This window comes from Pantoea sp. X-Soil-TKNS-1211, from assembly GCF_059730495.1.
On the sequence record NZ_AP035953.1, the window covers coordinates 3,382,713 to 3,403,580 of the forward strand.

12 protein-coding genes, 2 tRNA genes and 3 rRNA genes are annotated in these 20,868 nt (G+C 53.9%); 10 read left to right on the forward strand and 7 right to left on the reverse strand.

Annotation, left to right across the window (positions count from 1 at the left end; genetic code table 11):
- The first annotated feature begins 5 nt into the window (after positions 1–5).
- The 5 genes from proX to emrB all read left to right on the forward strand — a co-directional run bounded on the left by proX (position 6) and on the right by emrB (position 6,083).
- Positions 6–1,001, forward strand: coding sequence for a glycine betaine/L-proline ABC transporter substrate-binding protein ProX (gene proX, locus AC6I8W_RS16010; protein ID WP_480365149.1), 996 nt, complete (start codon positions 6–8; stop codon positions 999–1,001).
- A 167-nt stretch (positions 1,002–1,168) separates the two neighbouring features.
- Complete coding sequence (locus AC6I8W_RS16015) at positions 1,169–2,347, forward strand: MFS transporter (RefSeq protein WP_497835810.1); 1,179 nt, start codon at positions 1,169–1,171, stop codon at positions 2,345–2,347.
- Between the two features lie 328 nt (positions 2,348–2,675).
- Entirely contained in the window at positions 2,676–3,206 is a 531-nt protein-coding gene (gene mprA, locus AC6I8W_RS16020) for a transcriptional repressor MprA (protein ID WP_013510181.1), read from the forward strand.
- Positions 3,207–3,357: 151 nt separating this feature from the next.
- Complete coding sequence (gene emrA / locus AC6I8W_RS16025; protein WP_497835811.1) at positions 3,358–4,530, forward strand: multidrug efflux MFS transporter periplasmic adaptor subunit EmrA; 1,173 nt, start codon at positions 3,358–3,360, stop codon at positions 4,528–4,530.
- Positions 4,531–4,547: 17 nt separating this feature from the next.
- On the forward strand, positions 4,548–6,083 hold the full coding sequence (emrB, locus tag AC6I8W_RS16030) for a multidrug efflux MFS transporter permease subunit EmrB (RefSeq protein ID WP_497835812.1): 1,536 nt from the start codon (positions 4,548–4,550) through the stop codon (positions 6,081–6,083).
- A gap of 36 nt (positions 6,084–6,119) precedes the next feature.
- Here the strand turns inward: emrB and AC6I8W_RS16035 are convergent, their stop codons facing one another.
- Positions 6,120–7,199 (reverse strand): tRNA/rRNA methyltransferase, encoded by a 1,080-nt coding sequence (locus AC6I8W_RS16035; protein ID WP_497835813.1) that lies wholly within the window; start codon positions 7,197–7,199, stop codon positions 6,120–6,122.
- Between the two features lie 155 nt (positions 7,200–7,354).
- Between AC6I8W_RS16035 and trxC the strand changes: the two genes are divergently transcribed.
- The 5 genes from trxC (at position 7,355) to pssA (ending at position 13,584) form a co-directional block, all read left to right on the forward strand.
- Positions 7,355–7,774: a thioredoxin TrxC gene (gene trxC / locus AC6I8W_RS16040; RefSeq protein WP_497835814.1), complete on the forward strand. Its 420-nt coding sequence runs from the start codon at positions 7,355–7,357 to the stop codon at positions 7,772–7,774.
- Positions 7,775–7,862: 88 nt separating this feature from the next.
- Positions 7,863–8,558 carry a tRNA-uridine aminocarboxypropyltransferase gene (locus AC6I8W_RS16045; RefSeq protein WP_497835815.1) on the forward strand — a complete coding sequence of 232 codons (696 nt, stop codon included), beginning with the start codon at positions 7,863–7,865 and terminating at the stop codon, positions 8,556–8,558.
- Positions 8,559–8,639: 81 nt separating this feature from the next.
- The gene (locus AC6I8W_RS16050; protein WP_497835816.1) at positions 8,640–9,410 is read left to right on the forward strand and encodes a YaeF family permuted papain-like enzyme; all 771 of its coding nucleotides are present in this window, start codon (positions 8,640–8,642) and stop codon (positions 9,408–9,410) included.
- 43 nt (positions 9,411–9,453) lie between these two features.
- Positions 9,454–12,111, forward strand: coding sequence for a bifunctional acetate--CoA ligase family protein/GNAT family N-acetyltransferase (locus AC6I8W_RS16055; protein WP_497838211.1), 2,658 nt, complete (start codon positions 9,454–9,456; stop codon positions 12,109–12,111).
- A gap of 117 nt (positions 12,112–12,228) precedes the next feature.
- Positions 12,229–13,584, forward strand: a complete 1,356-nt coding sequence (pssA, locus tag AC6I8W_RS16060; protein WP_497838212.1) for a CDP-diacylglycerol--serine O-phosphatidyltransferase — start codon at positions 12,229–12,231, stop codon at positions 13,582–13,584.
- A 44-nt stretch (positions 13,585–13,628) separates the two neighbouring features.
- Here the strand turns inward: pssA and AC6I8W_RS16065 are convergent, their stop codons facing one another.
- The 6 genes from AC6I8W_RS16065 to AC6I8W_RS16090 all read right to left on the reverse strand — a co-directional run bounded on the left by AC6I8W_RS16065 (position 13,629) and on the right by AC6I8W_RS16090 (position 20,471).
- A complete protein-coding gene (locus tag AC6I8W_RS16065; RefSeq protein ID WP_497835817.1) occupies positions 13,629–14,933 on the reverse strand; it encodes an MFS family transporter in 1,305 nt (434 codons plus the stop codon).
- Positions 14,934–15,193: 260 nt separating this feature from the next.
- Positions 15,194–15,309 (reverse strand): 5S ribosomal RNA (gene rrf, locus AC6I8W_RS16070).
- Between the two features lie 146 nt (positions 15,310–15,455).
- Positions 15,456–18,361, reverse strand: a 23S ribosomal RNA gene (locus tag AC6I8W_RS16075).
- Positions 18,362–18,557: 196 nt separating this feature from the next.
- Positions 18,558–18,633 (reverse strand) — tRNA-Ala (locus AC6I8W_RS16080).
- Between the two features lie 146 nt (positions 18,634–18,779).
- Positions 18,780–18,856 (reverse strand) — tRNA-Ile (locus AC6I8W_RS16085).
- Positions 18,857–18,929: 73 nt separating this feature from the next.
- A 16S ribosomal RNA gene (locus tag AC6I8W_RS16090) occupies positions 18,930–20,471 on the reverse strand.
- Together the 16S, 23S and 5S rRNA genes with 2 tRNA genes alongside form the textbook arrangement of a ribosomal RNA operon.
- Positions 20,472–20,868 lie beyond the last annotated feature (397 nt).

Consider the following 20,868-nt stretch of genomic DNA (forward strand, 5'->3'; position numbering starts at 1 on the left):
TGACTATGCGCAAGACAGCTCTATTCGCTGCCGTCCTGACGACGTTCGCCGTGACGCACGTGTCCGCCGCCGACCTGCCGGGTAAAGGCATTACCGTTAAGCCGGTGCAGAGCACCATCTCAGAAGAAACCTTTCAGACGCTACTGGTCAGCCGTGCGCTGGAAAAACTGGGTTACACCGTCGATAAACCCAGCGAAGTGGATTACAACGTCGGCTACACCACCATTGCCGAAGGTGATGCCACCTTTACCGCCGTCAACTGGCAGCCGCTGCATGATGATATGTATAAAGCCGCCGGTGGCGACCAGAAGTTTTACCGTGAAGGCACCTACGTGACCGGCGCGGCGCAGGGTTATCTGATCGATAAAAAGACCGCAGATCAATACCACATCACCAACGTCGCCCAGTTGAAAGATCCCAAGCTGGCGAAACTGTTTGACACCAACGGCGACGGCAAAGCGGATCTGACCGGTTGTACACCGGGCTGGGGTTGCGAAGCGGTGATTAACCACCAGATTGACGCGTACGGCCTGAGCAACACCGTAGAACATAACCAGGGAAATTACTCGGCGATGATCGCCGATACCATCACCCGCTTTAAACAGGGTAAACCGATCCTGTACTACACATGGACGCCATACTGGGTGAGCGACGTACTGAAACCGGGCAAAGATGTGGTCTGGTTGCAGGTGCCGTTCTCATCGCTGCCGGGTGAGCAGAAAAATGTCGATACCAAGCTGGCGAACGGAGCCAACTATGGCTTCCCGGTGAATACCATGCATATCGTTGCCAACAAAGCCTGGGCTGAGAAAAACCCAGCGGCGGCGAAACTGTTTGCCGAGATGAAACTGCCAATTACCGATATCAATGCGGAAAACGCCGCGATGCATGCCGGTCAGTCCTCTGAAGACGATATCAACCGCCACGTTGACGGCTGGATCAAAGGCCATCAGGCTGAGTTCGATAAGTGGGTGCAGGACGCACTGGCTGCCGCCAAATAAAAGCACCAGCGCCGCTACGAAAGCCGGGTCGCCATAAAGGGTGACCCGGCTTCCCAATCGATTCGGACGCTATAGCGTACTGGTACGTCCTGTTAATTAACACAACAATGAAATAGTTTTTTGGGTTACTATTAACCCATTATGATTATTTGCCTGCTCATGACGCTATGAATGCTTCCCATCAGGGCCTCAGTTCTGCCCTGGTCGCGCTGATGTCGGTCGCGACTGGCCTCGCCGTCGCCAGTAACTATTATGTCCAGCCACTGCTGGATACCATTGCCCATCAGTTTAACCTCTCCGTCAGTCTCGCCGGTTTTATCGTCACCACCGCCCAACTCGGTTATGCCTGTGGCCTGCTGCTGCTGGTGCCGCTGGGCGATATGCTGGAACGACGCGGCCTGATTGTTTCTATGAGCCTGCTCGCTGCCGGTGGCATGATGATCACCGCACTCTCAAATTCTCTGCCGTTAATGCTGCTGGGCACGGTAGTGACCGGGCTGTTTTCTGTAGTGGCACAGATTCTGGTGCCACTCGCCGCCACCCTTGCCGCACCAGAGAAACGCGGTAAGGTGGTGGGCACGGTGATGAGCGGTTTGTTGCTCGGAATCCTGCTGGCACGCACTGCTGCCGGTGCGCTGGCACAACTCGGTGGCTGGCGTAGCGTTTACTGGACCGCCAGCGTATTGATGATCCTGATGTCGCTGGCATTGTGGCGTTATCTGCCGCGATATAAGCAGGATGTCCCGCTTAACTATCCGCAGTTGTTACGCTCCATTTTCAGCCTGTATGCCGGCAATCGGGTCATCCGCACCCGCGCGCTGACCGGCTGCCTCTCCTTCGCCAATTTCAGCATGCTCTGGACCTCCATGGCGTTCCTGCTGTCAGCACAGCCCTATGGTTTTAATGAAGGGGAGATTGGCCTGCTGGGTCTGGTGGGGGCGGCTGGCGCACTGGCGGCACGTCAGGCTGGTGGCCTGGCGGATAAGGGAAAAGCCAAACTGACCACCAGCGCCGGACTGTTGATTATGTTGGTAGCCTGGGGCGTAACCGCGCTGGGGGCACACCATTTACTGGCGCTGATTATCGGTATCCTGCTGCTCGACTTAGCAGTGCAGGCGGTGCATATCACCAATCAAAGCGTCATTTACCGCCACAAGCCAGAGGCGCGCAATCGCCTTAATGCGGGTTATATGACCAGCTATTTTATCGGTGGCGCGCTGGGCTCGATTATTTCAGCGAACGCATTTCATCACGCGGGTTGGTACGGTGTTTGTGGTGCCGGAGTAATGTTCACCATCATTAACCTGTTGATTTGGTGGCGTAATGCGCGTTTCGAAAGTGTTTAGAAAACGTAAAGACCGGACCTAATCGATGAGCAATACTGTTCATCAATGATTGGGTTTGTTATGGTTAGCCAGAGAGTTATTCATCATGGTTATTTTTTCTCGCGAAATTATTCAACTGTAAAAAGATTTCGCGAGGCGAATTGATAGCATCCAATGCCTGCGCATCCGCAGCCTTGGATCGGGCAACACGCCCAGGGTCAGGGAATGACCTGGAATCGCCGGGTGCTGACAGTGTGATCGTGCTAACAATCACCGGCGGGAATTATGACTACGCTTAATCTGTCACCATCATTACTATACCAGTTGCAACTAGTGAGGTTTTTTTAGAATGGAAAGTTCGTTTACTCCCATTGAGCAGATGCTAAACATCCGTGCTACTCGCCACAAAGATTTTCCATTGCAGGAGATCATCCTGACGCGTCTGTGCATGCATATGCAGGGAAAATTGCTGGATAATCGCAACAAAATGTTGAAGGCGCAGGGGATTAACGAAACCTTATTCATGGCGCTGATCACCCTTGATGCCCAGGAAAACCAGAGCATCCAGCCTTCTGAACTGAGTTCGGCACTGGGTTCTTCGCGCACCAACGCCACGCGTATTGCCGACGAACTGGAAAAACGCGGCTGGATTGAACGCCGTGAAAGCGATAACGACCGTCGTTGCCTGCATCTGCACCTGACAGAAAAAGGTAACGAATTCTTACGCCAGTTGCTGCCACCGCAGCATCAGAGCCTGCAATATCTCTGGTCTTCGCTCTCTTCTGACGAGCAAGGTCAGTTGGAAGCGATTACCCGTAAGCTGCTTAACCGCCTCGACAAAATGGATGAAGAGCAACTCATCGCCTCACTGTCACGTTAATAGCAAGAAGTGCGACACAATCACCTGTCGAAACCGATATTTTAATCCCCTTTTTATCCGGCCAGCGTCTCAAGCGCTGGCTTTTTTCGACTCGGGAACCCGTGTTGATGGATGAACACATCCCGAAAAAATGGAAAACGTGGAGAATAACATGAGTGCGACAGCGGCCGATCAAAGCCCGCAACAGCCAGCAAATAAAAAGAAAAAGCGCAAAGGCGCGCTTATCCTGCTGGCTATCGTGTTTGTCATTATAGGTATTGCGTATCTGGCTTACTGGTTCCTGGTGCTGCGTCATTTCCAGGAGACCGACGATGCTTATGTCTCAGGGAACCAGGTGCAGGTAATGGCCCAGGTTTCCGGCAGCGTAAACAAGGTGTGGTTTGATAATACCGACTTTGTGAAGAAAGGGGATGTGCTGGTCTCTCTGGATAAAACCGATGCGGAACAAGCGTTTGAGAAGGCGCAAACCGCACTGGCCACCAGCGTACGTCAGACCCACCAGTTGATGATCAATGGCAAGCAGGATCAGGCCACCATTAAGCTGCAACAAACCGCTCTGGAACAGGCTGAGGCCGATCTGAAGCGCCGCGAGCCGCTGGGTGCTGCCAACCTGATTGGACGTGAAGAACTGCAACACGCACGCGACGCGGTGGCTACCGCCAAAGCGCAGCTCGACGTAGCGGTGCAACAATACAATGCCAATCAGGCGATGATCCTGAATACCTCGCTGGAAAACCAGCCCGCCGTAAAACAGGCCTCCGCTGAACTGCGCGATGCCTGGCTGGCGCTGCAACGTACCGAGATCCGCAGCCCGATGGATGGCTATGTCTCCCGTCGTAGCGTGCAGGTCGGTTCGCAAATCTCCACCAGCACACCGCTGCTGGCGGTGGTGCCCGCCACCAATTTATGGATAGACGCTAACTTCAAAGAGACCCAGCTGGCAGAGGTGCGCATTGGTCAGCCAGCCACAGTCGTCAGTGATATCTACGGTGATGATGTGGTGTATCACGGCAAGGTGGTCGGTCTGGATATGGGCACCGGTAGCGCCTTCTCGCTACTCCCGGCACAGAACGCCACCGGCAACTGGATCAAAGTGGTTCAGCGCCTGCCGGTACGTGTTGAGCTGGATGCAAAAGAAGTGGCGGAGCATCCGTTGCGTATCGGTCTGTCAACATTGGTGAAAGTGGATACGTCCAATAAAGATGGCGCCGTGCTGGCCAGCAGCGTCCGCACCCAGGCCGCTTATGAAAGCAATGCGCTGGCAATCGACCTGACGCCAGTAAACCAGATGATTACTGACATCGTTCGTGCCAACGCCGGCTGATAACGCGGGAGGCTGTTATGGCACAAAAACCGCTTGAAGGCGCGCCGTTAGTCCTGATGACCATCGCCCTGTCACTGGCGACGTTTATGCAGGTACTCGACTCGACCATCGCCAATGTGGCGATACCGACCATCGCCGGAAACCTTGGTGCCTCGAACTCGCAAGGCACCTGGGTGATCACCTCATTCGGGGTGGCAAACGCCATCTCGATTCCGATCACCGGTTGGCTGGCGAAACGCGTGGGTGAAGTGAAGCTGTTTACCTGGGCGACGATCCTGTTCGCCCTCGCCTCCTTTGCCTGTGGTGTCTCTGAAAGTTTGTCGATGCTGATTTTCTTTCGTGTCATCCAGGGCGTGGTGGCAGGTCCTTTGATCCCACTGTCGCAAAGCCTGTTGCTGAACAATTATCCACCGGCGAAACGCAGCGTTGCGCTGTCGCTGTGGGCAATGACGGTGATCGTGGCACCGATCTGCGGACCGATTCTCGGTGGCTGGATCAGCGATAATTATCACTGGGGATGGATCTTCTTCATCAACGTGCCGATTGGCGTGGTGGTAGTGATGCTGACGCTGCAAACCCTGCGAGGCCGTGAAACACAAACTGCCAGCCGTCCGATTGATATGGTCGGTCTGGTGCTGCTGGTGGTGGGTATTGGCTGCCTACAGGTAATGCTGGATCGTGGCAGAGAGCTGGACTGGTTTAGTTCCACTGAAATCATCGTGTTAACGGTTGTCGCCGTGGTAGCCCTGGCGGTGCTACTGGTGTGGGAACTGACGGATGACCACCCGATCGTCGATCTTTCGCTATTTAAATCGCGCAATTTCACCATCGGTTGTTTGTCGATCAGCCTCGCCTATATGCTCTACTTCGGCTCGATTGTTCTGCTGCCGCAGCTGTTGCAGGAAGTGTACGGTTATACCGCAACATGGGCCGGGCTGGCCTCCGCGCCGGTGGGGATTATTCCGGTGATCCTGTCGCCCATTATCGGTCGCTTTGCCCATAAGCTGGATATGCGCCGTCTGGTGACCTTCAGTTTTATTATGTATGCGGTGTGTTTCTACTGGCGTGCGTATACCTTTGAACCGGGGATGGATTTTGGTGCATCGGCGTGGCCGCAGTTTATTCAGGGCTTCGCGGTGGCATGTTTCTTTATGCCGCTGACCACCATTACGCTGTCGGGCTTACCCCCCGAACGCATGGCGGCGGCGTCCAGTCTGTCGAACTTCGTGCGTACGCTGGCAGGCTCCATCGGTACGTCGATCACCACCACCATGTGGACCGATCGCGAATCGATGCATCACAGCTATTTGTCGGAGTCGGTGAATCCGTACAACGCCAATTCGCAGCAGATGTACGATCAGTTGGAAGGTCTGGGCATGACGCATCAGCAAGCTTCCGCGTATATCGCGCAGCAGATCACCAATCAGGGTCTGATTATCTCTGCCAACGAGATTTTCTGGGCATCCGCCGGGGTGTTTATCATTCTGCTGGTACTGATTTGGTTCGCGCGTCCGCCCTTTGGGGCAGGCGGTGGCGGCGGTGGTGCACACTAAGCCAAAAAGCAAAACGGGCCATTATGGCCCGTTTTTTTATGCGTTCTGTCGCCACCATTCGGCAAGCAGGATGCCGGTTGCAACCGACACGTTAAGGCTTTCAACGTTGCCGGTGCCACCAATCGACAGGCTCATATCACCTTGCTGGAAAGCGCTATCAGACAAACCTTCACGCTCCTGGCCCAGCACCAACACCATTTTGGCTGGTAGCTCAGCTTTCGCCAGCGGTGTACCTTCATGGCTGGAGGTGGTGACGATGGTGTAGCCTGCTTTTCGGAAGGCTTCCAGACCGGCGGAGAAGTTTTCACCGCTGATCGCCTGGACGTGCTCCGCCCCCCCTTCTGCGGTACGCACTGCGGCGCCTGACTCCAGCAATGACGCATCATTCACCAGCAGTCCTTTCACACCAAAGTGCGCGCAGCTACGCATGATGCCGCCGAGGTTATGCGGGTTGCTGACGTCTTCCAACGCCAGTACGCAATCTTTGGCTTCGGCCTGACTTAACCATTCTGACACCGCCATCCCCATGCGCTTCTTGATAATGAAACACACGCCGCCGTGATGTTCCGTACCCGACGCTTTCGCCAGCTCGGCATCGTCCACCACATGGTAGGCTTTGCGGTTCGCCGCCAACCAGCGCAATGTCTCACGGAAGCGTGGCGTCACGCTCTGGACAAACCAGGCACGTACGATGCTTTCAGGACGGCTCTGGAATAGCGCCTGACAGGCATTCTCACCGTAAACGCGGGTCTCTTCCTGACGCTGACGACGGATCTGCTCCGGGTCAATAGCCGGTTTGCTGACAGCACCCTCTTCCAGCGCGTTCTCTTCCGCTACCGGTGGGCGTGAAACGGTGCGCCACGGTGAGTCTTCATAACCACGTGATTTGCGGCTATCGTCACCACGATCGCTACGACGACCCGCACCGCGACCACCTTCTTCATTATTACGTCCAGTGCGGGGGCCAGAACGACGATTATCTTCCTGGCGCGCAGCAGGACGGCCGCCTTTGCCGGTACGGGGATTTGGCGCACGCGAGCCTTTCTGGCCCTCATCCTCACCACGTACATACATCACTTTTACCTTGCCGCTTTTGCCTTTAATTTCGTCGTTCATGTGTTCCTCCAGCATTGAGAGCGCGAAGATTACCTGATGTGTCGGCGCTAAGCTATCAACTATTGAACCTATTGGGCAATCCAGATTGAGCATAGCATTCAACCCTTTCATAATGCTCGGCAATCACAAATTTACAGATCCGGTCTGAGGTAACTATGAATACGGTATGTGCCTCCTGTCAGGCAACCAATCGCGTGCCCGATACACGTATTGCCGATGGAGCCAAATGTGGCCGCTGCGGCGGCGAGCTGTTCAACGGCGAAGTGGTGAGCGCGACTGCTGCAACGCTGGATAAATATTTACAGGACGACCTGCCGGTAGTGGTCGATTTCTGGGCACCGTGGTGCGGACCTTGCGTCAACTTCGCGCCGGTGTTTAAAGATGTCGCTGATGAACGCCGTGGCAAAGTGCGTTTTGTGAAGGTGAATACTGAAGCCGAACCGGCGCTCAGTTCGCGCTTCCGCATTCGCAGCATCCCCACTATCATGCTGTTTAAGCAGGGCGAACTGGTTGATATGCTCAACGGTGCGATGCCGAAAGCGCCGTTCAACGAATGGCTCGACGAATCGCTCTGATCCTGCCAGTGGCCAGCCAGGTGCTGGCCATATTACCTTTCCGCGGCATTTCCATTACAATTGCGTTTTTTCTGCCCGCCTGAGTGTTATGTCTGAAAATGCCGTTCTGCGTCTGCGCACACAACGTCTTGCCCGTTCCACCCGCCCGTTTCTGGCCCGGGGTAATCGGGTAATCCGCTGTCAGGGGTGTCTCCTGCCGCATAAACATTGCGTATGCGCCACATTACAACCACAAACCGCGCGTAGCCGCTTTTGTTTGGTGATGTTTGATACCGAGCCGATGAAACCCAGCAACACCGGACGCCTGATCGCCGATATCCTGCCGGATACGCTGGCATTTGGTTGGTCACGTACCGAACCAGATGTGGCGTTATTACAGGCGGTACAGATGAGCGATTATCAACCGTTGGTGGTGTTCCCCGCTTCCTATGCCGATACCGGACGCACCGTGCTGACAGAGCCGCCCCTCAGCGGCAAGCCGCCATTGTTTATTATGCTCGACGGCACCTGGACCGAGGCGCGGAAGATGTTCCGCAAAAGCCCATGGCTGGATGCGTTCCCGGTGATGTCTTTAAATGTGACCAGCCCATCACGCTATACGCTGCGTGAAGCACATGGTGAGGGCCAGCACTGCACTGCTGAAGTTGCCGCTGCATTGCTGGAGCAGGCTGGCGACATCGCCGCTGCTGATGCGTTACAACAGCATTTCACGCGCTTTCGCCAGGCGTATCTGGCCGGGAAACCGCATCATCCGGCACATGCGTTATGTGACGAGGATAACTAACACTGTTCTTTTTTTGCCCAAAAAACTGAACTATAGTAGAGCATCGCCACGGAGCTGGCTTTAAATCAAGGATGATGCGCTATGAAAGCTGTTGTTTTGGCGTTTTGCCTGGTGGCCGGTTGTAGTACTGCGCCAAAACATCAACAGGGTTTTCCCCTGCAATTTCAGTCAGCCAGTACGCAGCCTTCCACGTTGATCGCCGCCGATACACTGCAACCCGGCGATCTGCTGCTTTCTTCCGCCACCTCTTTGCAATCCTGGGGAATTCGCCTGTTTAGTCTGACAGGAGTGAGTCACGCGGCTATTTATCTGGGTGATCAACAGGTCGCTGAAGCGGTGGGGAGTGGCGTAAAAATTATTCCTCTCGAACGCGCGATTGCCGAAAGCAATAATCTGCTGGCATTGCGCGTGCCCGGCATAACCCCCGAGAAAATTCAGCAACTGCGCGAGTTTTCCCACCAACAGTTGGGCAAAAAGTACAACTTTAAAGGGATCGTGATGTTTATGCCTTTTATGGTGTCGCGTCGGGTGTGCGAATTACCGCTGGTGGGTGAACAGGTACGCAACCACTGCCTGACAGCTCTGGCCAGCGTACAACTGGCCGATGGCGAGAATCCCCAGGCTGATCGTTTCTTCTGTTCAGAATTCGTGCTGGCTGGCTATCGCCATGCCGGAATTGAGCTGCTGGAGGGACAGGCAAACTGGGTTAGCCCGGCAGATTTACTGCATCTGCGTGAGGGGGACGTTTCAGCCTGGCACGCGCAGCAGCAGATAGCTTATATCGGCCATCTTAAACGCTGGGATGTGAAAGAGATCCTCAGCCTGCGATCGCCAAATCGGCAAGTGGAGTAAAAAGCGTTTACAATCACGCCATTCCCCATGTCAGGAGTACATGATGAGCCAACGCGGACTGGAAGCGCTGTTACGACCTAAATCCATTGCGGTGATCGGTGCGTCGGTCAAACCGGGACGCGCCGGTTATTTTATGATGCGTAACCTGCTGGCTGGCGGGTTTAGCGGCCCGGTGCTGCCGGTGACGCCACAATATAAGGCGGTAAGCGGCGTGCTTGCCTGGCCAGATATCGCCAGCCTGCCTTTCGCTCCCGACCTCGCCATCATCTGTACTCATGCCAAACGCAACCTGGCGTTGCTGCAACAGCTCGGGGAGAAAGGTTGCAAAGCATGCATTATCCTCTCCGCCCCACCAGAACAACTCGACGAACTGAAAGCCTGCGCCAGCCAGTGGCAAATTCGCCTGCTCGGCCCCAATAGCCTTGGCTTGCTGGCCCCCTGGCAAGGGCTGAACGCCAGCTTCTCTCCCGTGCCGATAGCCAAAGGACGCATTGCTTTTATTTCACAATCGGCAGCGGTGTCGAACACCATTCTCGACTGGGCGCAGCAACGCAATCTCGGTTTCTCCTGGTTTATCGCGCTGGGAGACAGTCTTGATATTGATGTCGATGACCTGCTCGATTTCCTCGCCCGTGATGGCAAAACCAGCGCTATCCTGCTCTATCTGGAACATCTCAGCGATGCGCGGCGCTTTGTCTCAGCATCGCGCAGCGCTGCGCGCAATAAACCGATTCTGGTGATTAAAAGCGGGCGTAGCCACCAGGCACAGGCGATGATTGGCACTCGCAGTGGGTTGGATGCCGCCTGGGATGCCGCCATTCAGCGCGCTGGCCTGCTGCGAGTGCAAGATACCCATGAATTGTTCTCTGCGGTGGAGTCGCTTAGCCATATGCGCCCGTTACGTGGTGATCGTTTGATGATCATCAGCAATGGTGCCGCTCCGGCAGCCCTGGCTTTGGACGAGTTGTACGCACGCAATGGCAAGCTGGCGACGCTAAGTGAGGACACCTTGCAGGCACTGGCCGCACAGCTACCGGCCGGGGTCGGGCGCGGCAATCCGCTTGATCTGAAAGATGATGCCACGCCTGAGCGCTACGTCGCCTGCATGGAACAGTTGCTGGATAGTCATGAACTGGATGCGCTGATGATTATCCATGCCCCCAGCGCCGTGTCTCCTGCCAGCGAGACTGCCGAGCAAATTATCGCCGCGGTAGCACACCATCCGCGTGGCAAACAGGTGACATTACTGACGAACTGGTGCGGCGAATTTTCCTCTCAAGCCGCACGTCGCGCCTTCACTCAGGCGGGAATTCCAACCTGGCGTACCCCAGAAGGGACGGTGACAGCGTTTATGCATCAGGTGGAGTATCGCCGTAATCAGAAGCAGCTACGGGAAACCCCTGCGCTACCGTTGGGCCTGACACAGAACAGCGCGCAGGCACATCAGCTAATTCAGCAGGCACTGGATCAAGGCATTACCACGCTGGACACCCATGAAGTCCAGCCGGTGTTACAGGCCTATGGTTTAGCAACCTTACCCACCTGGATTGCCGCCGACAGTATGGCTGCGGCCAGTATCGCCGGGCAAATTGGCTATCCGGTGGCGTTGAAGCTGCGTTCACCAGATATCCCGCACAAGTCTGAGGTGCAAGGAGTGATGCTTTATCTGCGTAGTGCCAGCGAAGTGGAACAGGCGGCGGACGCCATTTTTGATCGCGTCCGCCAAACTCATCCTCAGGCACGCATTGATGGCCTGTTGGTGCAGAGCATGGCCAACCGTGCCGGGGCGCAGGAGTTACGCGTGGTGGTGGAACAAGACCCGCTGTTTGGCCCGATTATTATGCTGGGCGAAGGCGGTGTGGAATGGCAGCCAGACAAGCAGGCCGCGGTTGCTCTGCCGCCGCTAAATATGACGCTGGCCCGTTATCTGGTGATCCAGGCGATGAAAAGCGGCAAAGTACGTAGCCGCAGCGCGCTGAGGCCCCTGAACATTCCCGCACTCAGCCAGTTGCTGGTCCAGGTATCTAACCTGGTAGTGGATTGCCCGGAGATTCAGCGGCTGGATATTCATCCGCTGCTGGCCGGCGGTGATGAGTTTACCCTGTTGGATGTCACACTTCAGCTTGCGCCTTTCCAGGGAGATAACGAAGCGCGACTGGCGATTCGCCCCTACCCTCACCACCTGGAGGAGCAAGTCGAACTGAAAGATGGTCAGCATTGCCTGTTCCGTCCGATCCTGCCAGAGGATGAACCATTATTACGTGACTTTATCGCGCTGGTAACGAAAGAAGATCTCTATTATCGCTATTTCAGTGAAATCAATGAGTTCACCCACGAGGATCTGGCGAACATGACACAGATCGATTATGACCGCGAGATGGCGATCGTCGCGGTACGCCAGCAGGCAGGTCGTGATGAAATCATCGGGGTGACGCGCGCTATTTCAGACGCCGACAATATTGATGCTGAGTTTTCCGTCCTGGTGCGTTCGGATTTGAAAGGGCTGGGCATGGGCAGACGCTTGCTGGAGAAGATGATTCGCTATACTCGCGATCACGGTCTGCAACAATTGAACGGTATCACCATGCCACATAATACCGGCATGATTACCCTGGCGCGAAAATTGAACTTTCGCGTGAGTATTCAACTGGATGACGGTATCGTCAGTCTTAATTTATCCCTGAACGATGCGATCAACTAACCTTGTAGAGAAAGGTAAAAATCCTCCCTGTTGGCTCGGTTGATGTTATTATTTAGCGTTAGGATCATGATTTGATGGCAAAAGGCCATGCGATGAACAGAGAAGAAGTGCACCGTGATGTTGTCTAAATTCAAACGTAATAAACACCAACAACACCTCGCACAGCTGCCTAAACTGTCACAATCCGTGTCGGACGTGACCACGCTTTACTCGCCTGCTGAGTTTCGTGCCACCCTGCTGACGAAAATTGCCACTGCGGAAAAACGTATCTGTATCGCGGCGCTGTATCTGGAAAATGATGATGGCGGACGTGGCGTGATGCAGGCGTTGTATGCTGCACGTCAGGCTCGCCCTGAGCTGGATATCAGTATTCTGGTGGACTGGCATCGTGCCCAGCGTGGACGTATCGGTGCTGCGCGTGGCCTCACCAATGCCGACTGGTATTGTGAAATGGCCGCACAACATCCAGATATCGCTATTCCGGTGTATGGTATTCCGGTCAATACCCGTGAAGCGTTAGGCGTACTGCACCTGAAAGGCTTCATCATTGATGACACCCTGTTGTATAGCGGAGCCAGTCTCAACGATGTCTATTTGCATCAGCATGATCGCTACCGCTATGACCGCTACCAGCTGATTCGTAACCCGCTGTTGGCTGATACCATGTATCAATGGATTTGCGCTAACCTGAAGCAATCTGATGCTGTGCATCGTCTTGACCAGTCCGAGCGCCCATCCAGTCCGGAAATCAAAAACGAGACCCGTCAGTTCCGCCAGGATTTACGTGGCTTCAATTATCAGTTTACCGGTAATGCGGGCAATGAAGCCTTGACGGTCACACCGTTGGTTGGGCTGGGCAAACGCAGTTTGCTGAATAAAACCATTTTCCATTTAATGCCCTGCGCTGAGCGTAAACTGACTCTTTGCACGCCATATTTCAACCTGCCTGCCATTCTGGTGCGCAATCTAATCCATTTGCTGCGTCAGGGTAAGGAAGTAGAGATTATCATCGGGGATAAAACCGCTAACGATTTCTATATCCCACCGGAGCAGCCCTTCAAGATTATCGGTGCATTGCCTTATCTCTACGAGATTAACCTGCGTCGCTTCCTGAGCCGCTTGCAGTATTACGTCAACAACGGACAACTGACGGTGCGTTTGTGGAAAGATGGCGAGAATAGCTATCACCTGAAAGGCATCTGGGTCGACGATGAATGGATGATGATCACCGGGAATAACCTCAATCCGCGCGCCTGGCGACTTGATCTGGAAAACGCGGTGCTTATCCATGATCCGTTGAATCAACTGGCTGAGCAGCGTGAAAAAGAATTAGCGCTGATTCGTACTCATACTACGGTGGTACAGCACTTCCGCGAACTGGAAAGTATCGCGGATTATCCGGCAAAAGTACGCAAGCTGATTCGCCGTCTGCGTCGTATCCGTATCGATCGTTTAATCAGCCGCTTGTTGTAATGGCCGATGCACCAGCCGCCCGCACAGGAGCGGTTGGCCCTCTGCTATAAAGCGATACCCTTCCCTTTACGATGCAGCATTAGTGAAACCAAAAAGGCTAATGCTCCCATCACTGATACGTACCAGAAGAAACTGGTCTCGATTCCCTCTTTTTTCATTAACAACGCGATGTACTCAGCTGAACCGCCGAAGATGGCATTCGCGACCGCATAAGATAATCCAACGCCGAGTGCTCGCACTTCGGGTGGGAACATTTCAGCCTTCAGGATCCCGCTGATGGCGGTGTAGAAGCTGGTGATGATCAATGCCAGAATCACCAGAACAAACGCCAGCCAACCACTCTGCACATTTTGCAGTAATGTCAGGATCGGTACGGTACAAATGGCTGCGCCAGCGCCAAAGATCATCATTGAGGCGCGACGCCCAATTTTATCCGAGAGCGCACCGATGATAGGCTGAATCAACATAAAGACCAGCAATGCACCGGTCATTAACCCACTCGCCGCACGAGCATCCATGCCTGCGGTATTGACCAAATACTTTTGCATGTAGGTGGTAAAAGTATAAAAGCTGAGTGACCCGCCAGCGGTGAATCCCAGCACCATCAGAAATGCACGCGAGTGGTTACGCAGCAAGCCAAAGATACTGCCTGCATCGCGATGCTCACGGTGTTTTTTCTCTGAGGTTTCATTAAGGGAACGGCGTAACCAAAGCGCAACCACCGCCAGAATGGCACCGAGGAAGAAGGGGATACGCCAGGCCCAGCTGTGTAACTGCTCATCACTGAGAAGCAGCTGTAATACCACGACCGTGAGTACGGCCAATAATTGACCGCCAATCAAGGTAACGTACTGGAATGATGCGTAGAAGCCCTTACGCCCTTCCAGCGCAACCTCACTCATATAGGTCGCGCTGGTACCGTATTCGCCGCCGACGGAAAGCCCCTGAAACATACGGGCCAGCAGCAGAATAACCGGCGCTGCAATGCCGATTTCAGCGTAACCCGGCAGACAGGCAATCACCAGCGAGCCAAGGCACATCATGCACACCGAGATCAGCATAGAATTTTTGCGTCCGTGACGATCGGCAATATAACCAAATAACCAGCCGCCAATAGGACGCATCAAAAAGCCAGCAGCAAAGACACCTGCGGTTTGCAGTAGTTGGGTGGTGGTGTCGCCCGATGGAAAAAAGATATGGGCAAAATAGAGTGAGAAGAAGGAATATACGTAGAAATCGAACCATTCAACCAGGTTGCCAGATGAGGCACCAACAATCGCCCAGATGCGTTGTTTGCTAATGGCCGTCGTGTCGTGTTGTACCACTTTTTGTTGTAGAGAGTCTGTCATTTTTACCTCTTTTCCTTGCGAATAATAAACGCCAAAGAATTCAGTAAAGCATTTGTTGGCCTGTGAAGTGAACCGGATTAACGCCTGAATGGCAAAATGCGTGGATTTGTAACAGCTATCATGCCCCGTTTCGGCACGATTTATCGCGCGATTTTTACCGTACCGTGGCCTGCAAAGCGCGCGATAAATCGCGCCGCTACCGGATGCGCAGACGTAAAAAAACCCTGAACTTTCGTTCAGGGTTTCTTCACTTGTTTGATGCCTGGCAGTTCCCTACTCTCGCATGGGGAGACCCCACACTACCATCGGCGCTACGGCGTTTCACTTCTGAGTTCGGCATGGGGTCAGGTGGGACCACCGCGCTACAGCCGCCAGGCAAATTCTTTGTGCTCTGTCCTGTGTCTTTTGCCGCCTTGCTTCAGCGCAAAATCCTTCGGACCTGAATCCGCAGGACACAACTTAATCCGGTCGAACAAGGCTGAAAATTCTCTGCGTCTCTCAACAAAACGCCTCTGGCGTTGTAAGGTTAAGCCTCACGGGTCATTAGTACCGGTTAGCTCAATGCATCGCTGCACTTACACATCCGGCCTATCAACGTCGTCGTCTTCAACGTCCCTTCAGGACCCTCAAGGGGTCAGGGAGAACTCATCTCGGGGCAAGTTTCGTGCTTAGATGCTTTCAGCACTTATCTTTTCCGCACTTAGCTACCGGGCAATGCCATTGGCATGACAACCCGAACACCAGTGGTGCGTTCACTCCGGTCCTCTCGTACTAGGAGCAACCCCCCTCAATTCTCCAGCGCCCACGGCAGATAGGGACCGAACTGTCTCACGACGTTCTAAACCCAGCTCGCGTACCACTTTAAACGGCGAACAGCCGTACCCTTGGGACCTACTTCAGCCCCAGGATGTGATGAGCCGACATCGAGGTGCCAAACACCGCCGTCGATATGAACTCTTGGGCGGTATCAGCCTGTTATCCCCGGAGTACCTTTTATCCGTTGAGCGATGGCCCTTCCATTCAGAACCACCGGATCACTATGACCTGCTTTCGCACCTGCTCGAGCCGTCACTCTCGCAGTCAAGCTGGCTTATGCCATTGCACTAACCTCCTGATGTCCGACCAGGATTAGCCAACCTTCGTGCTCCTCCGTTACACTTTGGGAGGAGACCGCCCCAGTCAAACTACCCACCAGACACTGTCCGCAGCCCGGATCACGGGCCTACGTTAGAACATCAAACATTAAAGGGTGGTATTTCAAGGTCGGCTCCACGCAGACTGGCGTCCACGCTTCAAAGCCTCCCACCTATCCTACACATCAAGGCTCAATGTTCAGTGTCAAGCTATAGTAAAGGTTCACGGGGTCTTTCCGTCTTGCCGCGGGTACACTGCATCTTCACAGCGATTTCAATTTCACTGAGTCTCGGGTGGAGACAGCCTGGCCATCATTACGCCATTCGTGCAGGTCGGAACTTACCCGACAAGGAATTTCGCTACCTTAGGACCGTTATAGTTACGGCCGCCGTTTACCGGGGCTTCGATCAAGAGCTTCTCCTTACGGATAACCCCATCAATTAACCTTCCGGCACCGGGCAGGCGTCACACCGTATACGTCCACTTTCGTGTTTGCACAGTGCTGTGTTTTTAATAAACAGTTGCAGCCAGCTGGTATCTTCGACTGGCTTCAGCTCCGGGAGCAAGTCCCTTCACCTACGCGCCAGCGTGCCTTCTCCCGAAGTTACGGCACCATTTTGCCTAGTTCCTTCACCCGAGTTCTCTCAAGCGCCTTGGTATTCTCTACCTGACCACCTGTGTCGGTTTGGGGTACGATTTCGTGTTACCTGGAGCTTAGAGGCTTTTCCTGGAAGCAGGGCATCAGTTACTTCACCACCGTAGTGGCTCGTCATCACGCCTCAGCCTTAAAGCATTCCGGATTTGCCTGGAATGCAAGCCTACACGCTTAAACCGGGACAACCGTCGCCCGGATAACCCAGCCTTCTCCGTCCCCCCTTCGCAGTAACACCAAGTACAGGAATATTAACCTGTTTCCCATCGACTACGCTTTTCAGCCTCGCCTTAGGGGTCGACTCACCCTGCCCCGATTAACGTTGGACAGGAACCCTTGGTCTTCCGGCGAGCGGGCTTTTCACCCGCTTTATCGTTACTTATGTCAGCATTCGCACTTCTGATACCTCCAGCAGACCTCACAGTCCACCTTCGACGGCTTACAGAACGCTCCCCTACCCAACAACACACAGTGTCGCTGCCGCAGCTTCGGTGCATGGTTTAGCCCCGTTACATCTTCCGCGCAGGCCGACTCGACCAGTGAGCTATTACGCTTTCTTTAAATGATGGCTGCTTCTAAGCCAACATCCTGGCTGTCTGGGCCTTCCCACATCGTTTCCCACTTAACCATGACTTTGGGACCTTAGCTGGCGGTCTGGGTTGTTTCCCTCTTCACGACGGACGTTAGCACCCGCCGTGTGTCTCCCGTGATAACATTCTCCGGTATTCGCAGTTTGCATCGGGTTGGTAAGCCGGGATGGCCCCCTAGCCGAAACAGTGCTCTACCCCCGGAGATGAATTCACGAGGCGCTACCTAAATAGCTTTCGGGGAGAACCAGCTATCTCCCGGTTTGATTGGCCTTTCACCCCCAGCCACAAGTCATCCGCTAATTTTTCAACATTAGTCGGTTCGGTCCTCCAGTTAGTGTTACCCAACCTTCAACCTGCCCATGGCTAGATCACCGGGTTTCGGGTCTATACCCTGCAACTTAACGCCCAATTAAGACTCGGTTTCCCTGCGGCTCCCCTATACGGTTAACCTTGCTACAGAATATAAGTCGCTGACCCATTATACAAAAGGTACGCAGTCACACCCCGAAGGATGCTCCCACTGCTTGTACGTACACGGTTTCAGGTTCTGTTTCACTCCCCTCGCCGGGGTTCTTTTCGCCTTTCCCTCACGGTACTGGTTCACTATCGGTCAGTCAGGAGTATTTAGCCTTGGAGGATGGTCCCCCCATATTCAGACAGGATACCACGTGTCCCGCCCTACTCATCGAACTCACAGTATGTGCATCTTCGTGTACGGGAGTATCACCCTGTACCCTGCGACTTTCCAGACGCTTCCACTGACACACAAACTGATTCAGGTTCTGGGCTGTTCCCCGTTCGCTCGCCGCTACTGGGGGAATCTCGGTTGATTTCTTTTCCTCGGGGTACTTAGATGTTTCAGTTCCCCCGGTTCGCCTCGTTAACCTATGTATTCAGTTAACGATGATGCACAGAGTGCACCGGGTTTCCCCATTCGGACATCGTCGGCTGTAGCGGTTCATATCACCTTACCGACGCTTTACGCAGATTAGCACGTCCTTCATCGCCTCTGACTGCCAGGGCATCCACCGTGTACGCTTAGTCGCTTAACCTCACAACCCACAGGCGTTTTGCAACGCATGCAGACTGCAAGCATTTGAGAGACTCGAACACATCGCTTTCATTTCTTATTACGGAGAAATGAAACAACGTGTCGTTTCAAATTTTCAGCTTGTTCCGGATTGTTAAAGAGCAAATACTTCGCAGCACACCGTTTCCGGTACGCTCTGAAGTATTGAAAAACTGTAATGGTGGAGCTAAGCGGGATCGAACCGCTGACCTCCTGCGTGCAAGGCAGGCGCTCTCCCAGCTGAGCTATAGCCCCATACAGTCACTGCAGAGACCACTACTACCACTCAACCGAGTAACCATTCTTCAGCGAAGAATGTAATTTCATCTCAGGCAAGGCATGCGGAAGGGAAGTTTACACCGGTAAACGACCGCGCGCATAACGCAGCATGAGGAGAAATTTGGTAGGCCTGAGTGGACTTGAACCACCGACCTCACCCTTATCAGGGGTGCGCTCTAACCACCTGAGCTACAAGCCTGTAGAGGTTTTTCTGCTTCTTTAAATTTCATCAGACAATCTGTGTGAGCACTTCGAAGGAAGGTATCTTCAGGTAAGGAGGTGATCCAACCGCAGGTTCCCCTACGGTTACCTTGTTACGACTTCACCCCAGTCATGAATCACAAAGTGGTAAGCGCCCTCCCGAAGGTTAAGCTACCTACTTCTTTTGCAACCCACTCCCATGGTGTGACGGGCGGTGTGTACAAGGCCCGGGAACGTATTCACCGTAGCATTCTGATCTACGATTACTAGCGATTCCGACTTCATGGAGTCGAGTTGCAGACTCCAATCCGGACTACGACGCACTTTATGAGGTCCGCTTGCTCTCGCGAGGTCGCTTCTCTTTGTATGCGCCATTGTAGCACGTGTGTAGCCCTGGCCGTAAGGGCCATGATGACTTGACGTCATCCCCACCTTCCTCCGGTTTATCACCGGCAGTCTCCTTTGAGTTCCCGACCGAATCGCTGGCAACAAAGGATAAGGGTTGCGCTCGTTGCGGGACTTAACCCAACATTTCACAACACGAGCTGACGACAGCCATGCAGCACCTGTCTCAGAGTTCCCGAAGGCACCAAAGCATCTCTGCTAAGTTCTCTGGATGTCAAGGCCAGGTAAGGTTCTTCGCGTTGCATCGAATTAAACCACATGCTCCACCGCTTGTGCGGGCCCCCGTCAATTCATTTGAGTTTTAACCTTGCGGCCGTACTCCCCAGGCGGTCGACTTAACGCGTTAGCTCCGGAAGCCACGCCTCAAGGGCACAACCTCCAAGTCGACATCGTTTACAGCGTGGACTACCAGGGTATCTAATCCTGTTTGCTCCCCACGCTTTCGCACCTGAGCGTCAGTCTTTGTCCAGGGGGCCGCCTTCGCCACCGGTATTCCTCCAGATCTCTACGCATTTCACCGCTACACCTGGAATTCTACCCCCCTCTACAAGACTCCAGCCTGCCAGTTTCGAATGCAGTTCCCAGGTTAAGCCCGGGGATTTCACATCCGACTTGACAGACCGCCTGCGTGCGCTTTACGCCCAGTAATTCCGATTAACGCTTGCACCCTCCGTATTACCGCGGCTGCTGGCACGGAGTTAGCCGGTGCTTCTTCTGCGGGTAACGTCAATTACTGAAGCTATTAACTCCAACACCTTCCTCCCCGCTGAAAGTACTTTACAACCCGAAGGCCTTCTTCATACACGCGGCATGGCTGCATCAGGCTTGCGCCCATTGTGCAATATTCCCCACTGCTGCCTCCCGTAGGAGTCTGGACCGTGTCTCAGTTCCAGTGTGGCTGGTCATCCTCTCAGACCAGCTAGGGATCGTCGCCTAGGTGAGCCGTTACCCCACCTACTAGCTAATCCCATCTGGGTTCATCCGATGGTGTGAGGCCCGAAGGTCCCCCACTTTGGTCTTGCGACGTTATGCGGTATTAGCTACCGTTTCCAGTAGTTATCCCCCTCCATCGGGCAGATCCCCAGACATTACTCACCCGTCCGCCACTCGTCACCCGAGGAGCAAGCTCCTCTGTGCTACCGTTCGACTTGCATGTGTTAGGCCTGCCGCCAGCGTTCAATCTGAGCCATGATCAAACTCTTCAATTTAAGTTTGATGCTCAAAGAATTAAACTTCGTAATGAATTACGTGTTCACTCTTGAGACTTGATATTTTTTAAGTCCGTAGACTTTTGATATCAATCCTGCGAGTGCCCACACAGATTGTCTGATAAATTGTTAAAGAGCAGTGCGAACAGCGGGTTAACCGCCTGTCGCGAGGTGGCGTATATTACGCTTTCCTCCTTCAGAGTCAATCTCTTTTTCAAGATTTTTCTCTGGCGGGATGAATCACTTCGTCCCTCGCTGACCGTCTGCGTTGCCGCTTTGCCGTGTCAGTGGAGGCGCATTATAGGGAGATAATCCTGAGTGACAAGCGCTAATTTAAACTTTTTGCGCGACCGCTCACTTTCCAGGCAAAGCGTTGCAAAATCCAGCAAAACCCTGT